Annotated in this window: 1 protein-coding gene and 2 pseudogenes; all 3 read left to right on the top strand. The window is 65.3% G+C overall.

Annotated elements, in window-relative coordinates; genetic code table 11:
• Window positions 1–455, top strand: a pseudogene (locus AAFM29_RS17305) (histidine--tRNA ligase); the annotation flags it as partial.
• Between the two features lie 309 nt (window positions 456–764).
• On the top strand, window positions 765–1,832 hold the full coding sequence (prfA, locus tag AAFM29_RS17300; protein ID WP_341713966.1) for a peptide chain release factor 1: 1,068 nt from the start codon (window positions 765–767) through the stop codon (window positions 1,830–1,832).
• Between the two features lie 119 nt (window positions 1,833–1,951).
• Window positions 1,952–2,132, top strand: a pseudogene (locus AAFM29_RS17295) (peptide chain release factor N(5)-glutamine methyltransferase); the annotation flags it as partial.

Below are 2,132 nucleotides of genomic sequence, written 5' to 3'. Positions count from 1 at the left end.
GCCTCGACTACTATCGCCACACCGCCTTCGAATTCATCCCCGACGCAGGCAGCGAGGCGGCGGGCAAGCTCGGCAGCCAGAGCACCATCCTCGGCGGCGGTCGCTACGATGGGCTGATGGAGAGCCTTGGCGGTGCGCCTACGCCCGCCGTGGGCTGGGCCGCGGGTATCGAGCGGCTGGCGATGCTGGTGGGGGAGAAGAAGTCCGATCAGCTGGAGGCGATGGTGCTGGTCGAGGATGACGCCGGAATGGCCGCAGCCATTGAATTGCTGGCCGATTTGCGCGCCGGTGGGGTGGTGGCCGACATCATGGCTACCGGGTCTCCCAAGAAGCGGTATGACAAGGCCGTGAAGCAACATCCCCAACACATCTTGCGCGTCGATGCGCGCGGCTATCATGGGATTTCGGGCGAAGGCGATACGAGCAAGATCGTCGCGGCGTTGAACAGGGAATAGATGTCACCCCGGACTTGATCCGGGGTCCCGCTTCCTTTGGCGCGGTGCTCGAAGAAATGCGGGATCCCGGCTCGGTGGCCGGGATGACGAGTGGGTCGCAACTGTCCTGCCGCCAAATTTGCTTTCCTACCCGCCCCCTGTTTCGCTATTGCGCGGGACCGTCCGCCGGTGCGGTTCAGGCAAAGGAGGACGAAAAAACGGCCCTTCTGTCGCCTTTGCCGCCAAGGGCGCAAAAAACGCATTGAGTTTCAGTAGTTTGGGAATTCCTTGCAAAGGCGACACCGAGTCGCCTTTGTCGCCTTCGACCCCATGACCATACCCGCCGAACGCCTCGACCAGATCACGCATCGCTTTGCCGAACTCGAGGCGCGCATGGCCTCGGGCACGCTCGAGGGCGAGGCCTTCGTGCGCGCGAGCCGCGACTATGCCGAGCTCGAACCGGTGGCCAAGGTGGCGCGCGAAGTGCGCGAAATTCGCCATGAGATAGCCGAACTGGCGCTGCTGGTAGAAGATCCGGAAATGAAGGCGCTGGCCGACGAGGAGCTTGCGCGGCTGCGCCAGCGCCTGCCCGAAGCCGAGCGTGAGCTGGCGATCGCCATGCTCCCGCGCGATGCTGCCGATAGCCGCCCGGCCATGCTCGAAATCCGCGCGGGGACCGGTGGGGACGAGGCGGCACTGTTCGCGGGCGATCTCTATCGCATGTATGAACGCTTCGCCGCCGAACAGGGTTGGAAGGTCGAACCGGTCAGCATGAACGCCAGCGAGGTCGGCGGCTTCAAGGAAATCGTCGCCAACGTCACCGGCAACGGCGTCTTCGCCAAGCTCAAGTTCGAGAGCGGTGTGCACCGCGTCCAGCGCGTGCCCGAGACCGAGAGCGGCGGGCGCATCCACACCAGCGCCGCGACCGTGGCAGTCCTTCCCGAACCCGACGAGGTTGATGTGCAGATCGATCCGGGCGACCTCAAGATCGACGTCTATCGCGCCAGCGGCGCGGGCGGGCAGCACGTCAACACCACTGATAGCGCGGTGCGCATCACGCATTTGCCGACCAACACGGTGGTCACCTGCCAGGACGCGCGCAGCCAGCACAAGAACCGCGAGAAGGCGATGCAGGTGCTGCGTGCGCGGCTTTACGAAGCGCAGCGCGAAGCGACGCAGGGGGCCGAGGCCGAAGCGCGCAAGGCGATGGTCGGTAGCGGCGATCGTTCAGAGCGCATCCGCACCTATAACTTCCCGCAAGGCCGCGTGACCGACCATCGCATCGGCCTGACGCTGCACAAGCTGCCCGAAATCCTTGCGGGGACGGGCCTGACCGAGCTGATCGACGCGCTGATCGCCGAGGACGAGGCCAAGCGGCTTGCGGCGATGAGCGAGTGAGTTCGGCTGAGTGGTGGCCACCCTTCGACAGGCTCAGGGTGAGCGGTTCCTGTGACGCCCGCACCGCCAACACCCGTTCGTCCTGAGCCTGTCGAAGGACGGGCGCGAGGGTCGCGGTAATGACCGTTGCCGACGCAATCCGTGAGGCAAGCGGGCGCCTTTCCGCAACCAGCGATACGGCGCGGCTCGATGCCGAACTGCTAATGGCGCATGCGCTGGGTGTGACCCGTTCGGACCTGCTGCTCAAGCATATGCGCGATGCTCCCCCGGAAGGCTTCGAGCCGCTGGTCGATCGACGAG

Origin of the sequence: Erythrobacter sp., assembly GCF_038133525.1 — a bacterium.
Taxonomy (GTDB): Bacteria; Pseudomonadota; Alphaproteobacteria; order Sphingomonadales; family Sphingomonadaceae; genus Qipengyuania.
This window is presented reverse-complemented; position numbering and strand designations above follow the sequence as displayed.